Origin of the sequence: Streptosporangium sp. NPDC020145 (genome assembly GCF_040631275.1) — a bacterium.
Classification (GTDB): domain Bacteria; phylum Actinomycetota; class Actinomycetes; order Streptosporangiales; family Streptosporangiaceae; genus Streptosporangium.
In genome coordinates this window covers 93313-111265 of sequence record NZ_JBEXZT010000020.1, presented here as the reverse complement: position 1 = coordinate 111265, position 17953 = coordinate 93313, and the positions used below count along the sequence as shown (strand labels likewise).

15 protein-coding genes and 1 riboswitch are annotated in these 17953 nt (G+C 70.2%); of the genes, 1 reads left to right on the top strand and 14 read right to left on the bottom strand.

From position 1 onward, the window contains the following. Positions 1-169 precede the first annotated feature (169 nt). Positions 170-1348 carry an RDD family protein gene (locus ABZ463_RS29425; RefSeq protein WP_362781046.1) on the bottom strand — a complete coding sequence of 393 codons (1179 nt, stop codon included), beginning with the start codon at positions 1346-1348 and terminating at the stop codon, positions 170-172. Positions 1349-1594: 246 nt separating this feature from the next. Next, complete coding sequence (locus ABZ463_RS29420; protein WP_362781044.1) at positions 1595-2230, bottom strand: amino-acid N-acetyltransferase; 636 nt, start codon at positions 2228-2230, stop codon at positions 1595-1597. A gap of 334 nt (positions 2231-2564) precedes the next feature. Then, a riboswitch (cyclic di-AMP (ydaO/yuaA leader) is annotated at positions 2565-2716 on the top strand. Positions 2717-2721: 5 nt separating this feature from the next. On the opposite strand from ABZ463_RS29420, the gene ABZ463_RS29415 reads away from it, so the two are divergent. Continuing rightward, the gene (locus tag ABZ463_RS29415; RefSeq protein ID WP_362781041.1) at positions 2722-3771 is read left to right on the top strand and encodes an NlpC/P60 family protein; all 1050 of its coding nucleotides are present in this window, start codon (positions 2722-2724) and stop codon (positions 3769-3771) included. A 170-nt stretch (positions 3772-3941) separates the two neighbouring features. Here the strand turns inward: ABZ463_RS29415 and ABZ463_RS29410 are convergent, their stop codons facing one another. The 12 genes from ABZ463_RS29410 to ABZ463_RS29355 all read right to left on the bottom strand — a co-directional run bounded on the left by ABZ463_RS29410 (position 3942) and on the right by ABZ463_RS29355 (position 17786). After that, positions 3942-4142, bottom strand: a complete 201-nt coding sequence (locus ABZ463_RS29410; RefSeq protein WP_352014153.1) for a LuxR C-terminal-related transcriptional regulator — start codon at positions 4140-4142, stop codon at positions 3942-3944. A 670-nt stretch (positions 4143-4812) separates the two neighbouring features. Next, on the bottom strand, positions 4813-6315 hold the full coding sequence (gene lysX, locus ABZ463_RS29405; RefSeq protein WP_352014106.1) for a bifunctional lysylphosphatidylglycerol synthetase/lysine--tRNA ligase LysX: 1503 nt from the start codon (positions 6313-6315) through the stop codon (positions 4813-4815). 66 nt (positions 6316-6381) lie between these two features. Next, complete coding sequence (locus tag ABZ463_RS29400; protein ID WP_352014107.1) at positions 6382-7164, bottom strand: type III pantothenate kinase; 783 nt, start codon at positions 7162-7164, stop codon at positions 6382-6384. Next, entirely contained in the window at positions 7164-9704 is a 2541-nt protein-coding gene (locus ABZ463_RS29395) for an L-aspartate oxidase (RefSeq protein WP_352014108.1), read from the bottom strand. Before ABZ463_RS29395 ends, ABZ463_RS29400 begins: the two co-directional genes overlap by 1 nt. 110 nt (positions 9705-9814) lie before the next feature. Further along, on the bottom strand, positions 9815-10606 hold the full coding sequence (locus ABZ463_RS29390) for an SDR family NAD(P)-dependent oxidoreductase (RefSeq protein WP_362781037.1): 792 nt from the start codon (positions 10604-10606) through the stop codon (positions 9815-9817). A 108-nt stretch (positions 10607-10714) separates the two neighbouring features. Then, a complete protein-coding gene (locus ABZ463_RS29385; RefSeq protein ID WP_362781035.1) occupies positions 10715-11236 on the bottom strand; it encodes a hypothetical protein in 522 nt (173 codons plus the stop codon). 34 nt (positions 11237-11270) lie between these two features. Continuing rightward, the gene (locus tag ABZ463_RS29380) at positions 11271-12074 is read right to left on the bottom strand and encodes an SRPBCC domain-containing protein (protein WP_362781032.1); all 804 of its coding nucleotides are present in this window, start codon (positions 12072-12074) and stop codon (positions 11271-11273) included. Between the two features lie 167 nt (positions 12075-12241). After that, positions 12242-14701, bottom strand: a complete 2460-nt coding sequence (locus tag ABZ463_RS29375; RefSeq protein ID WP_362781029.1) for an FtsX-like permease family protein — start codon at positions 14699-14701, stop codon at positions 12242-12244. Then, positions 14695-15432 (bottom strand): ABC transporter ATP-binding protein, encoded by a 738-nt coding sequence (locus ABZ463_RS29370; RefSeq protein WP_352014113.1) that lies wholly within the window; start codon positions 15430-15432, stop codon positions 14695-14697. The genes ABZ463_RS29375 and ABZ463_RS29370 overlap by 7 nt, the downstream gene beginning before the upstream one ends. 101 nt (positions 15433-15533) lie before the next feature. Then, positions 15534-15959, bottom strand: a complete 426-nt coding sequence (panD, locus tag ABZ463_RS29365) for an aspartate 1-decarboxylase (protein ID WP_352014114.1) — start codon at positions 15957-15959, stop codon at positions 15534-15536. 100 nt (positions 15960-16059) lie between these two features. After that, complete coding sequence (gene panC, locus ABZ463_RS29360; protein ID WP_362781025.1) at positions 16060-16905, bottom strand: pantoate--beta-alanine ligase; 846 nt, start codon at positions 16903-16905, stop codon at positions 16060-16062. Next, positions 16896-17786: a DUF2520 domain-containing protein gene (locus ABZ463_RS29355; RefSeq protein ID WP_352014116.1), complete on the bottom strand. Its 891-nt coding sequence runs from the start codon at positions 17784-17786 to the stop codon at positions 16896-16898. The genes panC and ABZ463_RS29355 overlap by 10 nt, the downstream gene beginning before the upstream one ends. Between the last annotated feature and the right edge of the window lie 167 nt (positions 17787-17953).

The window sequence follows — 17953 nt, the reverse complement described above, 5'->3', positions numbered from 1 at the left end:
CGCCTCGAATGGGTTTGCGCTTCCATCGCGTCCTGAGGGGCCCTCGTTACCGGGCACGCCCTCCGGCGTGTTTCCCGTCACACGCGAACGCGGACACGAAACCCGGCGCACCGGGACGCGGACACGAAAAGGGACCGGCGGTTCAACCCGCCGGTCCCTTTTCCCGCGACTACTTGGTCTTGACGACCACCGTCGCGGCGACCTTGTCGTGCAGGCACTGCTTCAGGGGCTTGTCCCACAGCTGCCAGAGCACGTTCACCAGAGTGAAGATGTTGAGCACGAATCCGACCAGCGGAATGCCGCTCAGCGCGTAGGGGCCGTAGGAGACGCCCGCCCGCTTGATGGCGACATCGGGGGAGAGACCGCCCTGCAGAGCGCCTCCCACCCGGACGACCTTGATACCCATGACCATCTTGCCGACGGTCTGACCGTTCTGCCGCAACATCAGGAACTCATAGGCGACATAGATCAGACCGGCGATGATGGTGGTCAGGAAAGTCGACAGGGCGTACCCCGAGGGCTGGGTGATCACACCGCTCTCAAGGTCGAAACCGCCGTTGGTGATAAGGATCGCCGCGAGCACAAGACTGAGGATCACCGTGGGGATCGCCAGAATGATGCCGTCGATCATCCTCGCCACCAGACGCTGCCACCATTCGGCCAGCGGAGCCGGCGCACCGGGGGGCGTGACCCCCTGGGGACCGTACCCCTGGCCGTACATGGACGCCTGGGCGCCGTAACCGGGTTGCTGGCCGTAGCCCTGCTGACCGTAGTCGGGCTGCCCGTAGGAGGGCTGCTGACCGTAGGACGGCTGGGCCGCCTGCTGACCGTAGTCCTGGCCGTAGGAGGGCTGAGCGGCCTGCTGGCCGTACCCCTGCTGCTGGCCGTAGTCCTGGCCGTAGGAGGGCTGGGCGGCCTGCTGGCCGTAGCCCTGCTGCTGGCCGTAGTCGGGCTGCCCGTAGGCACCCGTCCCACCCTGCTGACCGTAACCCGGCTGGGCGGCCTGCTGGCCGTACCCCTGCTGCTGGCCGTAGTCCTGGCCGTAGGAGGGCTGGGCGGCCTGCTGACCGTAACCGGGCTGGGCGGCCTGCTGGCCGTAGCCCTGCTGCTGGCCGTAGTCGGGCTGCCCGTAGGCACCCGTCCCACCCTGCTGACCATAACCGGGCTGGGCGGCCTGCTGGCCGTACCCCTGCTGCTGGCCGTAGTCCTGGCCGTAGGAGGGCTGGGCGGCCTGCTGACCGTAACCGGGCTGGGCGGCCTGCTGGCCGTAGCCCTGCTGCTGGCCGTACCCGGGCTGGGTCTGCCCAGGTCCGGTGTTCGGCTGTGAGGCCTCCGATCGATATCCCACGACTGTCACATCGGGATCGAGTTCTCCGGGGGCTCGACCCGCGTTCTGTCCGTATTGCGGATGCCCCGACGGTGTGCGGTCGCGCTCGGGATCATCCTGCGGATACGGTGGCTGTCCGGTGCTCACCGCGTCACCTCACTTCGACTGCGCATGTGGCACATGTCAGACTCACATGCTTGCTGGTGCACAACGTATCGACATAGGTAACAACAGTCACCTTTCCGATCAGTCAGCACCACGGTCAAGCTAGTGGCCCCGCGGTGTCAGATGGAGCAGCATCCGGGTGTTTCCCAAGGTGTTCGGCTTGACGTGCTCCAGATCAAGGAACTCTGCCACACCTTCGTCATAGGAGGCGAGAAGTTCCGCGTAGACCTCCGGCGCGACGGGTGTGCCCTGGATCTGCCTGAATCCGTGTCTCGCGAAGAAATCGATCTCGAAGGTGAGACAGAAGACCCTGCGCAGTCCGAGGTCTCCGGCGACGCCGATGAGACGGGAGACGATCCGGTGGCCGATTCCCATACCCCGGCAGTCGGGATCGACGGCGACCGTGCGAATCTCGGCCAGGTCCTCCCACAGGACGTGCAGTGCTCCGCAGCCGACGACCTTTCCCGCCACGTCGGCCACCCAGAACTCCTGGATGTCCTCATAAAGGGTGACGGTCGCCTTCTCCAGCAGGCGCGGCCCCGCTCCGGCGTAGGTGTCGACCAGGCGGCGGATGGCGCGGACGTCCGGCGTCCTGGCCCTGCGCACCGTGATCTCCGCCGACGATCCTTCCGGGACGTCGCCGGAGACCGCCACCGACTCCCCTTCCGGGGCCTCCGGGGAAACCGCGTCCCGGCCGGGTACGGCCCGCACCGGGGACTGTTGCGCAACCTGCTCCATGACTGATCAGAGTACGTCCTCGTCACCGCTTGTTTACGGCCTGCCCTTATCTCGGTCGCGGGGTCCGCCGGATGAATCTCGCCGTCTTCTTCGCGCCCCGGGAGGCCGCCCGGCGAGCGCGCCTCGACCGGCCTTGTCCGAAGGCCCGGACCTGCGAGAATCTCCACCCCCGCGCCGGGGGAGGCGGATGCCCGGCGTGGCACATATGTCGATCATGAAATTACGTGACCCGACCGTGACATTTCAGTTGCGAAAGCTCCACCGGCTTCACAGTTCTGGTTGAGCATGAACCGCCAATTGCACTAATGTCCGTCCTCGATGTCAGCACCCGTAAAGTGCTGCGCCGCCGAATCCCCGACTCGGGGAACCGGGGACCCACCCTCCAGCCGTCCCCCGGGGTGAATCCGATGTGCCACCGGCGCCTCGGTAGGGCTGCCTCCGGCCCGAACCCGTCAGCTAACCCGGTAGGCGGCCGAGAGAGGAGCCTGTTGGTGAAGCGCACGCGCAACCGTGGGAGAGAGAGCGCGGGCGGGAACGCCCGCCATCGAGAACACCGGGTGCGCAGGCCGCGGCACAAGGTGGTGATCGCCGGGCTCGCCTTCGCCTCCCTGCTCCTCGGCGCCCCCTTCGCCGCGACCGCGGAGCCGAAACCGAGTCTGCAGGAGCTCGCCAAGCAGGCCGAGAAGCTGCACACCGAGATCGAGACGCTCACCGAGCAGTACAACGGCGGGCGGGTCAAGCTCAAGCAGGCGCAGCGCGCCGCGGAGAGCGCGAAGAAGACCCTCGCCGCCAGCGAGTCGCAGCTGGCCGAGCGGCGCACGAAGGCCACCCTGCTCGCCCAGAGCACCTACATGGCGGGTGGGCTCGCCTCGGCGCTGGCCTTCACCCAGTCGTCCAACCCGGACACCTTCCTCGACCAGGCCACCACGAACTACGCGCTCCAGCAGCAGCAGAGCGAGGAGGTCGCGCAGGTCAGCAAGGCGATCGAGACCGCCCAGCGCGCGCAGGCCAGCGCCAAGGCCCGCACCGACGAGGTCAAGGACCTCCTGTCCGACCTCGGCGACCGGCGGACCAAGATCGAACGGCTGGTGAAGCGGGTCGAGAGCGACCTGTTCAGCGAGGTGCGTTCGCAGGCCGGGCGCAACCGGGGCAGCCGGGTCAAGGTCAACGTGCCGATCATCGGCTCGGGCAAGGCCGCCGAGGCCGCCCGCTGGGCCCTCACCCAGCAGCTCAAGCCGTACGTGTGGGGGGCCGAGGGCCCCAACTCCTTCGACTGCTCCGGCCTGGTGATGTGGGCCTACCAGAAGGTCGGCATCAGCCTGCCGCACTACACGGGCGACCAGTGGACCGCGGGCACCCACATCTCCTCAAGGAGCGACCTGCGCCCGGGAGACCTCGTCTTCTTCTACAGCGACCTGCACCACGTCGGGATCTACATCGGCGCGGGCCTCATGGTCCACGCGCCGCAGACCGGCGACGTCATTCACATCGCCCCGATCGACAACCGTCCCTTCGCGGGCGGGGTGCGCATCGCCGACTGAGCCGCCTGAACCGGCCGGACCGCCCGGACCGGCTGGGCCGGCTGGACCGCCCCGAACCGCCGACGGCGGTTCGGGGAAGGACGCACCCGGGTCGCGTACGGCCGCAGCGGCCCCTCAGGGGGCCCCTGCCGTACGCGGGGGTCCGGGACGGCATCGGGTAAGGGCTCGCCTCAGATGAGGCGTCTGCGGGCCGCCCAGGCGACGGCCTCGATGGCCGTCGCCACGCCGATGCGGTCGCAGATTCCGCGGAGTCTACGGCGGACCGTTCTTCCGCTGATGTCGAGGCGGCGTCCGACCCGGTCGACCGTGACGCCCTTGGCCAGCTCCGCCAGCAGCACGAGGTCCTCATCTGTGAGGCCGACCTCGCCCATGCCCAGGAGGCTGTCGCCGCGACGGGAATCCACTTCGGGATATGCCATCTGGAGTCGCTCCCCCCGCACCTGCTAATCGAGGCGTGAGTTGTCTGGAATCAGTGTCGCCCGTCAGGAACGGTAAACGGCTTGTTCAAAGGTCGTCAAGTTCCACACTTCATAGAGGTAGCACGCGCTGTTGACATAGTGGTCGCTACGTGAAGTACTCATGATATGTCGGCGCCTTTATGGTTAAGTCACGGACAAGTCAGGGTCCGTGGCCGGGGGCGCCCGCCGCGCGCCACGTCCTCGCAGACCAAGGTTTCGCCGGAGCCCCGCCGACCACGGCCCCGGCGCCGGCCGGCCGTATGGTTATGACCTATATGTGAATTTCGCCGGAAAAAGTGGAGCCCTTCCGCGCGCTTCGCCGAGCGCCTCACTACCCCTTGACGTGGCGGTTGGAAACCCTCCGCAATGGGAGGATGCCATGCCCCAGATTTACGGCATTCGGCGCAAATCTGGCGTAACATGCCGTTTACCGTACGGTATCGAACACACTGGAAATAGAGTTTCCGTCCTCCGTTTGGCCCCAATCAAATCACCGGGCTCCGGGCCCCACATGAGACCGGGCCCGCCGCCCGGCCCGCCGTGAGGGGAGCCGGGCAACGGGCCCGGTGCAGGGAAGGAAGGGTCAGCCCGTGGGCTTGACCAGCGGGAACAGGATGGTCTCGCGGATGTTCTTACCGGTGAAGGCCATGATCAGACGGTCCACGCCGACCCCCACGCCACCCGTCGGCGGCATGGCGTACTCAAGGGCGGTGAGGAAGTCCTCGTCGAGCTGCATGGCCTCCGGGTCGCCGCCCGCGGCGAGCAGGGACTGCTCGGTGAGGCGGCGGCGCTGCTCGATCGGGTCGCTCAGCTCCGAGTAACCGGTGCCGAGCTCGGTGCCGAACCCGATCAGGTCCCACTTCTCGGTCAGCAGCGGGTTGTCCCGGTGCGTCCTGGCCAGTGGGGAGGTCTCCAGCGGGTAGTCCATGACGAACGTCGGCTGGACGAGGGTGTGCTCGACGAGCTCCTCGAACAGCTCCTGCACGAGCTTGCCCTGGCCCCACTTGGCGTCCCAGTGGATGTCGCGCGCGTCGGCGAGCTTGCGGACCTGGTCGAGCGGGGTCTCGGTCGTGACCTCCTCGCCGAGCGCCTCGGAGACCGAGCCGTAAACGGTGACCCTCGGCCACACCGGCAGCCCCAGGTCGATCTCCTGGCCGTCGTGGACCACCACGGAGTGCCCGAGGGCGGCCACGACCGCCCGCTGGATCATCCGCTGGGTCAGGTCGGCGATCCCGTTGTAGTCGAGATAGGTGCCGTAGGCCTCCATCATCGTGAACTCGGGGTTGTGGGTGGCGTCCGCGCCCTCGTTGCGGAAGTTGCGGTTGATCTCGAAGACCTTCTCGATGCCGCCCACCACGAGCCGCTTGAGGTAGAGCTCGATCGCGATGCGAAGGTAGAGCTCCATGTCGTAGGCGTTGATGTGGGTCCTGAACGGCCTGGCCGCCGCCCCGCCGTGGATCGGCTGGAGCATCGGCGTCTCGACCTCCAGGAACCCCTCCTCGTGCCAGAAGTCACGGATGGACCGCACGACCGCGCTGCGGGTGTAGGCCATCTTGCGCGCCTCGTCGTTGACGATGAGGTCCACGTAGCGCTGGCGGACCCGCGCCTCGGGGTCGGTGAGCCCGGCGTGCTTGTCCGGCAGCGGACGCAGGCACTTGGAGGTGATCGTCCAGCTGTCGGCCAGGATCGACAGCTCGCCCCTGCGGGAGGTGATGACCTCGCCCACGACGCCGATCTGGTCGCCGAGGTCGACGTCGCGCTTCCACGCCGCCAGGGACTCCTCGCCGACCCGGTCCAGGGAGATCATGACCTGGAGGTCGGCCGAGCCGTCGCGGATCGTGGCGAAGCAGAGCTTGCCGCCCGTGCGCGACAGCATGACCCGACCGGTGACGCCCACCCTGTCGCCGGTCGCGGTGTCGGCGTCGAGGCCGGCGTATTTCTCGCGGACGTCGCCGTTGGTCGCGGTGCGCGGGAAGTTCACCGGGTACGGCTCGACGCCCTCCGAACGGAGACGGTCGAGCTTCTCCCGGCGCACGCGCATCTGCTCCGGCAGATCGTCGGCTGGGGTGGTCACTTCATCGGTCACAGGACAAGGTTACCGATGTCCGCCAGAGGGTGTTTCCCGCTTTTTCTCCGCGAAGGAGACCGGGCCTCAGGTGGTGTTGCGGTGGTAGATGAGCCGCAGGCCGATCAGCGTGAGCCACGGTTCGTGCACGTCGACCGAGCGCGCCTCGCTGACCACCAGGGGCGCCGCGCTGCCGGTGGCGACGACGGTGACCTCGTCGGGGTCGTCGGCCAGTTCGGCCGCCATCCGCTCGACGATGCCGTCCACCTGCCCGGCGAAGCCGTAGATGATGCCCGCCTGCAGCGCCTCGACCGTGTTCTTGGCGATCACCGAGCGCGGCCGGATCAGCTCGACCTTGTGCAACTGCGCCCCGGCCGCGGCCAGCGCGTCCACCGAGATCTCGATGCCGGGGGCCGTGACCGCCCCGACGTACTCGCCCTTGGCCGAGACCGCGTCGAAGGAGGTGGCGGTGCCGAAGTCGACGATGACGCACGGCCCGCCGTACAGCTGGATGGCGGCCAGGGCGTTGACGATCCGGTCGCTGCCGACCTCCTTCGGGTTGTCCATCCTGACCGGGACCCCGGTGCGGATGCCCGGCTCGACGATCACGGCGGTGACGTCGCCGTAGTAGCGGCGGCACATCTCCCGCATCTCGTTGAGCACGGACGGCACGGTCGAGCAGAGCACGATGCCGTCGACGTCGGTGCCCTTGAGCAGCGGCGACTGCCCGAGCAGCCCCTGCAGCACGACCGCGATCTCGTCGGCGGTGCGCCGGGCGTCGGTGGCGATCCGCCAGTGCTCGATGACCTCCTCGCCCTCGAACAGGCCGAGGACGGTATGGGTGTTACCGACATCGATGGCGAGCAGCATCAGTTCCCCCGAAGGTCCAAGGCGATGTCAAGGGCCGGCGCCGAGTGGGTGAGCGCGCCAACGGCAAGATAGTCAACCCCTGTTTCGGCTACGTCACGAGCCGATTCCAAGGTCAACCCGCCGCTGGCCTCAAGCCGGGCCCTGCCCGCGACCAGCCGTACGGCCCGCGACATCTCCTCGACGGTGAAGTTGTCCAGCAGGACCTCCTCCGCCCCCTCGGTGAGGACCGGCTCGATCTGGTCGATCCTGTCCACCTCGACCTCGATCGGCAACCCCGGGTAGGCGTCCCTGACCGCGCGGAAGGCCTCGGCCACCCCGCCCGCGGCCACCACGTGGTTGTCCTTGATCAACGCGGCGTCCGAAAGGGACATGCGGTGGTTGACGCCGCCGCCGCAGCGCACCGCGTACTTCTCCAGCGCCCGCAGCCCGGGAAGCGTCTTGCGGCTGTCCCTGATCCGTGCGCCCGTGCCCTCGACGGCCCGCACCCACCGGTCGGTCAGGGTGGCCACGCCGGACAGGTGGGTGAGCAGGTTGAGCGCCGTGCGCTCGGCCGTGAGCAGGTCGCGGGCCGGGCCGGAGACGGTCATCAGCACGTCACCCCGCGCCACCCGTTCGCCGTCCTTGGCCACGCGTTCGACCGTCATGCGGCTCCCGCCCACACGGGCGAACACCCCTTCGGCCACGGCCAGTCCGGCCACGACGCCGTCGGCCCTGGCGACCACGTCGGCGGTGGCGGTCAGCCCCTCGGGGATCGTGGCGAGGCTGGTGACATCACCGGCCTCCTGGAGGTCCTCGGCCACGGCGACCTCGATCAGCGCCGCGACCTCGGCCGGTTCGACGCCCACCTCGGTCAGGGCCGCCTCGACCCGCGGCGGCAGCGCGTCGGAGCCTCGTCCGTGCGGCACATATGTCATGGTCGTTCCCTCCGCTGTCAGGGTCACGTCGAGGTGCCCGAGCCACCATTCATCGTTCCGTCCGGCGAAGTCATCACGCCAGTGCGACCCGCGGGTCTCCTCCCGGTCGCGGGCCGCGGCGACCAGCGCGGAGGCGACCGTCAGCAGGTTCGTGGTCTCCCACGACTCCGTGCACGGCTCGACCGCGACCGGGGTCCACCGGACGTTCAGCAGCGCCTTGGCGGTCTCGCCCAGGGAGGCGCCGCTGCGCAGCACCCCCGCGCCCATGCTCATGTGCCCCTGGATCCTGGGCCTGGCCCTGGGGTCGATCAGCCCGGCCTGGCGTCCGTCGTCGACGGGCTCACCGGGCGCGGGCCGTACGGCGCGCTCGGCGTGGATGTCGTCGGCGATGCGGCGGGCGAAAACCAGGCCTTCGAGCAGGGAGTTCGAGGCCAGCCGGTTGGCGCCGTGCACCCCGGTGCAGGCGACCTCGCCGCAGGCGTACAGACCGGGCACGCTGGTACGGCCCCGCAGGTCGGTCCTGACGCCTCCGCTGGCGTAGTGGGCGGCCGGGGCGACGGGGATGGGCTGGGTGACCGGGTCGATCCCGTGTTCGAGGCAGACCGCGAGGATCGTCGGGAAGCGGGTGCGCCACTTCTCCGCGCCGAAGTGCCTGGCGTCGAGATACATGTGGGCGGCGCCGGTCTCACGCATTCGCCGCGTGATCGCCTTGGCCACGACGTCGCGGGGAGCCAGGTCGGCCAGTTCGTGGACGCCCTTCATGAAGCGGTCGCCCTCGGCGTCGATCAGGACGGCGCCCTCGCCCCTGACCGCCTCGGAGATCAGCGGCTGCTGGCCGGTTGAGTCCTCGCCGAGCCAGAGCACGGTCGGGTGGAACTGGACGAACTCCACGTCCCTGACCACGGCCCCGGCCCGCAGCGCGAGCGCGACGCCGTCCCCGGTCGAGACGACGGGGTTGGTGGTCGCGGCGTAGACCTGGCCCATGCCTCCGGTGGCCAGCACGACGGCGCGGGCCCTGACGGCGCCGACGCCGTCGCGTTCGCCCTCTCCCATGACGTGCAGGGTCACCCCGGTGGCCCGGCCGTCGGCGTCCTTGAGCAGGTCGAGCACCAGGGCGTGCTCGATGACCTGGATGGACGACTCGCCGACGGCCTTGACCAGCGCCCGCTGCACCTCGGCCCCGGTCGCGTCGCCGCCCGCGTGCACGATGCGGTCGCGGCGGTGGCCGCCCTCCCTGGTGAGCTGCAGCTCACCCGTTTCGTCGGTGTCGAACCTGGCGCCGGTCGCGATCAGCTCGCGCAGCGCGTCCGGCCCCTCGGTGACCAGGACGCGTACGGCCTCCTCGTCGCACAGGCCGACGCCGGCGACGAGGGTGTCCGACAGGTGCTCCTCGGGGGTGTCGGCCGGGTCGAGCACGGCGGCGATGCCGCCCTGGGCCCAGCGCGTCGAGCCCGCCGAGAGCACGTCCTTGGTGACGACCAGGACCTTCGCGCCGGGGTCGAGGGCGGCGGCGCGCAACGCGAGGGTCAGCCCCGCTACGCCTGAACCGACCACGACGACGTCGGCCTCGACCGTCCAGCCCGGTGGGGGCGCGGTCAACTTCAGGGGAATGGCCGGGATCGTCACTGCCGCCTCCTTGTGGGGATCGCTAGAGGCACCTCTATTTCGTCAATGTGACGATAACGCCCTCCCGAAAACCCTTGTTCCCCGGGTCCCCCTTTTCGGTCGTCCCGTTCTCAGGGGGCCGGGGGAAGCATGGAGCGGCGGCCGGGGGCGGCCGGGGACTGGGTGGTCATGCCGCCGTCGACGACGAGGACCTGCCCCGTCAGGTAGCGCGACTCGTCGGAGGCCAGGAAGACCATGACGTGGCCGATGTCCTCGGGGGTGCCGAGGTAGGGCAGGGCGTTGAGGCGCAGGAGGTCGTCCACGACGTTCCGCGGGAGGTTGTCCAGCAGCGCCGGGGTGACCACCGCCCCCGGCGCCACGGCGTTGCAGCGCACGCGGTGCGGGCCGTACTGCACGGCGATCGACTTGGTGAGGTTGATGACGGCGGCCTTCACCGCGCCGTAGGAGATCTGCAGGACGTCCCCGACCAGTCCGGCCACCGAGGCGGTGTTGACGATCGAGCCGCCACCGGCCTCGATCATGTGGGGAAGGGCGTACCGGCAGCCCAGCAGGGTGCTGCGCACGTTGAGGGCGACGGCCCGGTCGAACTCGGCCATGTCCAGCCGCAGCAGGTCCAGGTCGGTGCGCGGGTCCGTGCCGCCGACGTGGTTGCAGAGCACGTCCAGGCGGCCGAACTTGGCGACCGTGGCGCCGACCATGGCGGCCACGGAGCCCTCGTCCATGACGTCGACCGACACCGCGAGGCCGCCGTCGATCATGTCGGCCGTCTCCCTGGCGGCCTGTCCGTCACGGTCCGCCACGGCGACCCGGGCGCCCTGCGCGCCCATCAGCAGCGCGGCGGCGCGGCCGATGCCGCTGCCCGCCCCGGTGACCAGCGCGACCTTCTCCTTGAGGCGGTCCATTCGCTCCCCCGATCAACTAGTCCTATTTATGAGACTAAAGGGGCATTTGTCGGCTTTATCGACCGCGTGTGGGCGACCCGCCCCCGACGGGTCGCCTGTCGTTGGAGATCAGGCGCTCAGGGCCGTCTCCGCCGTACGGAGGGCGTGGTCGGGCAGCAGGGCCAGGAGTTGCCGGGTGTGGCCGGGGATCTCCACCTCCGCGAGGCCCTTGAGGAGGACCCTCAGCGGCATGGGCTGGTCGACGAGGACCGTGCCGTTGGACAGCAGCAGGGTGGGCACCTCCGTGTCGAGTTCGGCGTCGCTCAGCGTGGACCCGGCGAGCGCGCACAGGGCCTCCCCCTGGAGCCGGATCCGCTCCCGGAGCCCGGCGTCGCCGCCGGAGAGCGCGATGACGCGGTCGAGGTTCCAGGCGTAGAGCGCCGCGCGGTTGTCGTAGGTCGCGTCCACCCCCGCCGCGACGTCGGAGACGGTGGCGAGGGTGACGGCGTTGACGATGACGACGTGCGCCAGGATCTGTTCGGCGCCCCATTCGTCAGGTGGCGGAACGGGTCTCATGCCGGAGTCCGCGACCGTGGCCGCGGCTTCGAGCAGGTCACGGCAGGCGTCTCTGAGCGGGGTCGTGTCGAGCATCTCTTCCTCCTGATGGGTCCGGAACGTACAGGGGTCAGACCTCCAGCCGGGGCATGTCCCACGGAGCCTGCGGGAGGGCCTCGCCGGTTTCGAGCAGGGTCTTGAGGCCGGCCAGCACGGCGGGCCAGCCGTGCGCGATGCCGCGGTACATCTCCCGGTCGGGGAGCTTCTCGTGGGTCACGGCCAGACGGACGATGTCCTGGTGCGGTTCGATGACGAAGGTGACGACCGACGCCTCCCGGTCGGCACCGGGTTCGTCCTCGAAGGTGATGACCAGGCGTCTCGGGGGTTCGGCCTCAAGCACCTCGCCGACGACCGCGACGGTGTCCGATCCGTCGAGGCGCCGGTGCTCCCAGGTCGAGCCGGGCAGCCAGTCCGAGACGTTGGCGTGGTACCAGTAACGCGCCGTCAGATCCGCGTCCGTCAGCGCCCGCCACACCTGCTCCGCCGTCGCGCGGATGTAGGTGACGTAGACATAGCTCGGCATGGATGTGGATTCGTCGGTCATGGCGTACTCCTCTGCCCTGTCCTTGATGGCGGTCAACGCCCATAGGCGCGGTTGGTCGAATCCCGAGATCCACCGCTGCTCGATCTCGTGGATCGGCACCGGGTTGAGGTAGTGAAGCCGCTCCCTGCCGCGCCGTACGACCGTGACGAGGTTGGCCCGCTGGAGGATGTCGAGGTGCTGGGTCGCCGACTGGCGTGCCATGTCCAGACACTCACACAGCTCACGCAGCGTCTGGCCGTTGTGCTCACGCAGCCTGTCGAGCAGGAGCCGCCGGGTGGAGTCGGCCAGCGCCTTGAACGCCAGGTCCATCTCTGTCACTTCGGGCTTCACGGCCCAATTATGCAGGCATTTGCCTGCATAACGTCAAGCACGGCCTCGAACACCCGTTCAGCCGGGTCTCATGGGCTTGAACCGCCGGTGAAGCCGGGTGCCCGGCCGTCCCGTGAGAGGGACGGCCGGGCACCTCGTCGCTACATATGTCGGAGCCCGGAGGAGGATCAGGCGCGGATCTGGGTGGCGGGGTGGCCCTGCAGGGCGGTCCGGGTCGGGGCGAGGGTGGCGGCGTAGGCGAGCCCCAGGGTGATGGCCGCTATGGCCCCGTACGTCAGGTACGGCACGTGCGGCAGCGGCGACCCCGTGATCCCGTAGCTGAGCGCCATCAGGGTCGGCGCCGTGATCAGGGTTCCCGCGACCACCGCGAGACCGCCGACCAGCAGCGCCTCCCAGCGGACCATCCCGCGCACCTGCCGCCGGGTCCCCCCGACCAGGCGCAGCAGCGCGAACTCCCGCACCCGGGCGCCGGTGGCCGTCACCAGCGTGTTGACCACCGAGATCGCGATGAACACGATGATCATCCCGACCACCAGGAGGTTGGCCCAGTCGCTGAACTCCTGGACGGCGTTGACCGCGGCGCCCGCGCCGTCCCGGTCGAGGACGGTCAGGCCGGGGGCCAGCGCGGCGAGCCGCTCCTTCGAGCCACCGGTGACGTAGAGGCGCTCGGCCATCCCGGTCTCCGAGTGGTCACGGACCACCTGGTACGGCAGGGCGACCTCGCCGTACCCCAGGCCGCGTTCGTAGACGGCCACGACGGTGCGGGTCAGGCGAGTGCCGTCGCCGAGCAGCAGCCGGACCTCCTGCCCGACCGTGGCGCCGAAGCCGTCGGCGGCCAGCCTGCTCAGCGCGACGCCGTCGCCGCGCAGCCGGTCGAGGGAGCCGGAGGTGACGCCGAGGTCGATGCCGTGCGCGGGGACGGTCAGGCCGACGGCCCCCATCGGCTTGAACGTGCGCTCGCCCAGCTCGACCGTGTCGGCGAGCACCTGGGTCCTGATCGTCTCGGTGACGCCCGTGACGCCGGGCAGGGCACGGGCGGCCCCGGCGACCTCGGGGGACAGCCCGGGGCTCGCCTCAAGGACGTAGTCGGCGCGGTTGCCCTCGATCGCCTGCGTGGTGGTCGCGTGTCCCACGGTCGACTGGGCGAACAGGGTGGTCGAGGTGAAGGCGAACATCAGGATGAGCGGGCTGGCGACCGAGGCCAGCCGCTTGGCCGCGGTCCTGGTGTTGGCGACGGCCAGGTAGCCGCCGACCGGTGAGGTCCGCCTGACCAGGCCGCCCGCCAGGGTCGCGGCGAGCCGTACCAGCCAGGGGCCGAGGAGGGAGGCCGCGGTGATCAGCAGGAGCACGATCGCGCTCGCGCTCATCGCGGCCGTCTCCCCCGCGGCGACCATGGACAGGCCGGAGGCGGCCACGCCCATGCCGAGGAAGACCAGCCCGGTGATCATGCGGCCCCTGCCGAGCTCCCTGCGCTCGGCCATGGCCTCGCCCAGGGCCTCGGTCGGCTTGATGCTCGCGGCCCGCCGTACGGCTCCGCGGGCGGCCAGCCAGGCGGTGAGCAGGCCGAGGGCCGTGGCCGCGAGCAGCGGGATGGGGCCGACGACCGGGGCGAACCCCTCGGGCACCATGCCCCGGGCCAGGAACTGGCCGAACATCCACCTCCCCAGCACGACCCCGAGCGGCAGCGCGGGCAGAATGGCCGCCGCGGCGACGACCAGCGCCTGCCTGCCGATCATGGCGCGGACCTGCCTGGGGGTGGCGCCGACCGCCCGCAGCAGGGCGATCTCCCGGTCGCGCTGCCGTACGGCAAGGCCGAAGGCGCCGGAGACCACCAGCACCGCCACCATGACGACGATGCCGATGAGGCTGCCGCCGAGCCCGATGAGCATCTCCCTGCCCTCGTGCGCCGAGGGGGTCTCGGCCAGGCCCCGCTGGTCGCCGGAGTAGACGGCCACGGAGTCGCCGAGCGCCTGTTCGACCCGGTCGGCCAGCCCGTCACCGGTGCCGAACACCCCGAAGGCCGACACCTTCCCCGGCCTGGCGAACAGTTCCCCGGCGCGTTCCCCGGTGAAGAAGACCGACGGCTGCCGGGTGAGGCCGGGTCCGGCGACACCGGTCACGACGTACTCGCGGAGGCCGTCCCTGCCGGCGACGCCGACCTTCTCGCCCACCTTCCTGCCGAGCGTGACGTCGGTGACGACCTCTCCGGCCGTGGCAGGCGCGCGCCCCTTGACCAGCCGGTACGGCGTGAGCCCCGCCGACCCCCAGGAACGGCCGACCACCCGGCCCTCGGTGCCCGTCAGGCCGACAGGGAAGGCGGTCTCGGGCACGACCCCGGTGACACCGGGCACCTTGCCGATCTTCTCGGCGAGGGTCGCGGGGATCGCGACCGGCTCGGAGAGCGGCAGGCCCATGTCGGCCTCGCCCTTCACGAAGGTGATCTTCTGCTGGCCGGCGACCACGACCGGGGCGGCGCCGTAGCGTTCGGTGGGGATCCTGGCGCGTACACCGCTCTCCAGGAGCAGCCCGCACGAGACGACCAGGACGACCGCGAAGAACAGCGCGAGGAACGACCCGACGAGGGAGATCGCGCGGCCACGCGAGGTGGCGAAGGCGAGTTTCAGCACGGCACGGCCCTCAGGCGGCCGAGCGAGGCCATGCGGCCCGCGATGGCGTCGGGTCCCGCGGCGTACATCTCGTCAACGAGCGTGCCGTCGGCGAGGAACAGCACCCGGTCGGCGTAGGAGGCGGCGACCGGGTCGTGGGTGACCATCACCATGGTCTGGCCGGTGGTGTTCACCACCTGGCGGAGCAGCGTGAGCACCTCGGCGGCGGTCTGGGTGTCCAGCGCGCCCGTCGGCTCGTCGGCGAAGACGACCTCGGGCCTGGTGACCAGGGCGCGGGCGATGGCCACCCGCTGCTGCTGGCCGCCGGAGAGCTGGGAGGGGCGGTGCCCGGCGCGGTCGCCGAGCCCGACCCTGCCGAGCACCTCGGCCACCCAGGCGTGGTCCGGCCTGGTGCCCGCGAGCCGGAACGGCAGCAGGACGTTGTCGGTCACGGTGAGCGAGGGGATCAGGTTGAACGCCTGGAAGACGAAGCCCGCCCTGTCCCGGCGCAGTTCGGTGAGCTGGGTCTCGTTCATCCGCGACAGTTCGACGTCGCCGATGTGGACCGTGCCCGAGGTGGGCGTGTCCAGTCCGGCCGCGCAGTGCAGGAAGGTGCTCTTGCCCGAGCCCGACGGCCCCATGACGGCGGTGAAGCCGCCCCGGGGCAGGTCGACCGTGACGCCGCGTAGCGCGTGCACCTTCCTGCCGTATGTCTTGGTCACCGCGTTGAGGCGCACCGCGTGCGTCGACACCTGTCGTCCCCCGTCTTCGAATTCACTGCCTTGCAGGAGCAACGCTACGAATTCGGACAATACGGAAACGAGCCAGCGAGCTACCCAACCGATGGTAGGGATTACCCCCCTACGGCCGCCCCGTGGATCTCGTCCCCGCGCAGCAGGCCGTCGGGGGCCCCGGCGGGGTCGTGACCGAGGTCGACGACCCGGTTCTCCCGGTCGACGTGCACGATCCTGGGCTGGAAGACCCTGGCCTCGGCGTCGTCGAGCTGGCCGTACCCGATGATGATCACCAGGTCGCCCGGATGGACGAGATGGGCGGCGGCGCCGTTGATGCCGATGACCCCCGAACCCCTGGGGCCCGCGATCGTGTAGGTCACCAGCCTGGCGCCGTTGTCGATGTCCACGATGTGGACCTGCTCCCCGGAGAGCAGCCCGGCCGCGTCGAGGAGGTCCTCGTCGATGGTCACCGACCCCACATAGTGCAGATCGGCCTGGGTGACGGTGGCCCGGTGGATCTTGGATGTGAGCATGGTGCGGAGCATGCGTCGGATCACCTCTCGCTCGGTCGCGCCACCGGTCGGCGTGCGCGCCTGCGCGGAATATATCCGACGCCGGACACACCCCCAAGAGAGTCAGCGGGTGTCAGAGGGTGACGGTGACGTTGTCGATGAGCCTGGTCGCGCCGACCCTGGCGGCCACGGCGAGGACGGCCTCACCCCGGTGGTCGTCGCCGACCTCGGTGAAGGTCGCCGGGTCGACCAGCACCAGATAGTCGAGCTCGACCCCGGGCTCGGCGTCGAGCACCGCCCGCGACTCGGCCAGGACCTCGGCGGGCGTACGGCCGCGGGCCCCGATGAACAGGGCGCGGGACAGGGAGAGCGCGGTGTGCCGTTCGTGCGTGGACAGATAGCGGTTCCTGCTGGACAGCGCCAGGCCGTCCGCCTCACGGACGGTCGGCGCGCCCATGACGGAGACGGGCACGTCGAGGTCGGCGACCATCCGGCGGATCATGGCCAGCTGCTGGGCGTCCTTGCGCCCGAAGACCGCGATGTCCGGCTGGACCAGGTTGAACAGCTTGAGCACCACGGTCAGCACACCGTCGAAGTGACCGGGTCTGAACGCCCCCTCGACGATCGTGCCCATCCGCCCTGAGGACACCGAGACCTGCCGGTCCGCGGCGTACATGTCGTCGGCCGAGGGGGCGAAGACGATGCTCACGCCCTCGTCGGCGCAGGTCTCCAGGTCGGCGTCAAATGTCCGGGGATAGCGGGAGAAATCTTCGTTCGGCCCGAACTGGAGGGGGTTGACGAAGACGCTCACCGCGACGTGGTCGGCCTGCTCACGGGCCAGCCGGATCAGTGAACGATGGCCCTCGTGCAGCGCGCCCATGGTCGGCACCAGCGCCAGCGTCGCCCCGGACGCGCCGATCCCCAGGCTGTGCTTCGCCTTGACCAGCCCGGCGCGGTCACCGGCCACGATCACGTCCATATGTTCCCTCCCAGGGCGTCGAGGAGGCGCTCGGCGGCCTCGGGCTTGAGCAGCCCGGCCGCCAGCGCGCGGTCCGCGGTGAGCCTAGCGAGGGCGACGTAGGCGTCCGCCGCCTCGGGTGCCGCGAGGATCAGGGCGTCGACGTGCTTGCGGACCGTCCCGGCGTCGCCGCGCACCACGGGACCGGTCAGCCCGGAGATGCCCAGCCGCAGCACGTTCTCCAGCGCCGCCCCAAGCAGTGGCCCGAGCATCCGGCCCGGCTGTTCGACACCGACGCGTTCGAGCAGCTCGGAGGACTCGGCGACGAGCGTGACCATGTGGTTGGCGGCGCCCGCCAGGGCCGCGTGGTAGAGCGGCCTGTCGTCGTCGGCGATCCAGACCGGCTCGCCCTCCATCTCGATGACCAGCGCCTCCGCCACGGGCCTGAGCATGTCGGGGGCGGTCACGCCGTACGAGATGCCGGTCAGGCGGCGTAGGTCGTCCTCCCTGCCGGTGAAGGTCATCACCGGGTGCAGGGCCAGCGGGAGGGCCCCCGCCCTGATCGCGGGGTTCAGCACGGCCAGGCCGTACGCGCCGCTGGTGTGGGCAACGAGCTTGCCCTGGAAGGCGGCGCCGGTGCCCGCCAGCCCGGAGACCAGGTCGGGCAGGACGTCGTCGGGGACCGTCATGAGAATGAGGTCCGACGTGGCCACCACGTCCTCAGGCCGGGACGGTGTGACGCCCAGCCGCTCCGCGGCCCGTTCCCTGGAGGAGTCGGAGACGCCACTGGCGGCGACGACCCGGTGTCCGGCGCGTGCCAGCGCGGCGCCGAGCGCCGAGCCGACCCGGCCTGCTCCAATCACTCCGACGGCCAGCCGCGCCGGGCGATCGACTGCGTCCATGACGTCCCGTCCTTCGACAAGATTGGGGCTCCATGCCCAGTTGACCAGCGTAACGGGCCTGCCCCACCCGGCTGCGCGAAGGCACGTGTCCGAAAGCGGCGGCGGTCCTGTCCCAGGTCTGCCCCGGGCCGGGCCGCTTTTCCCCTCTCGTCGCATGCTTTCTCACC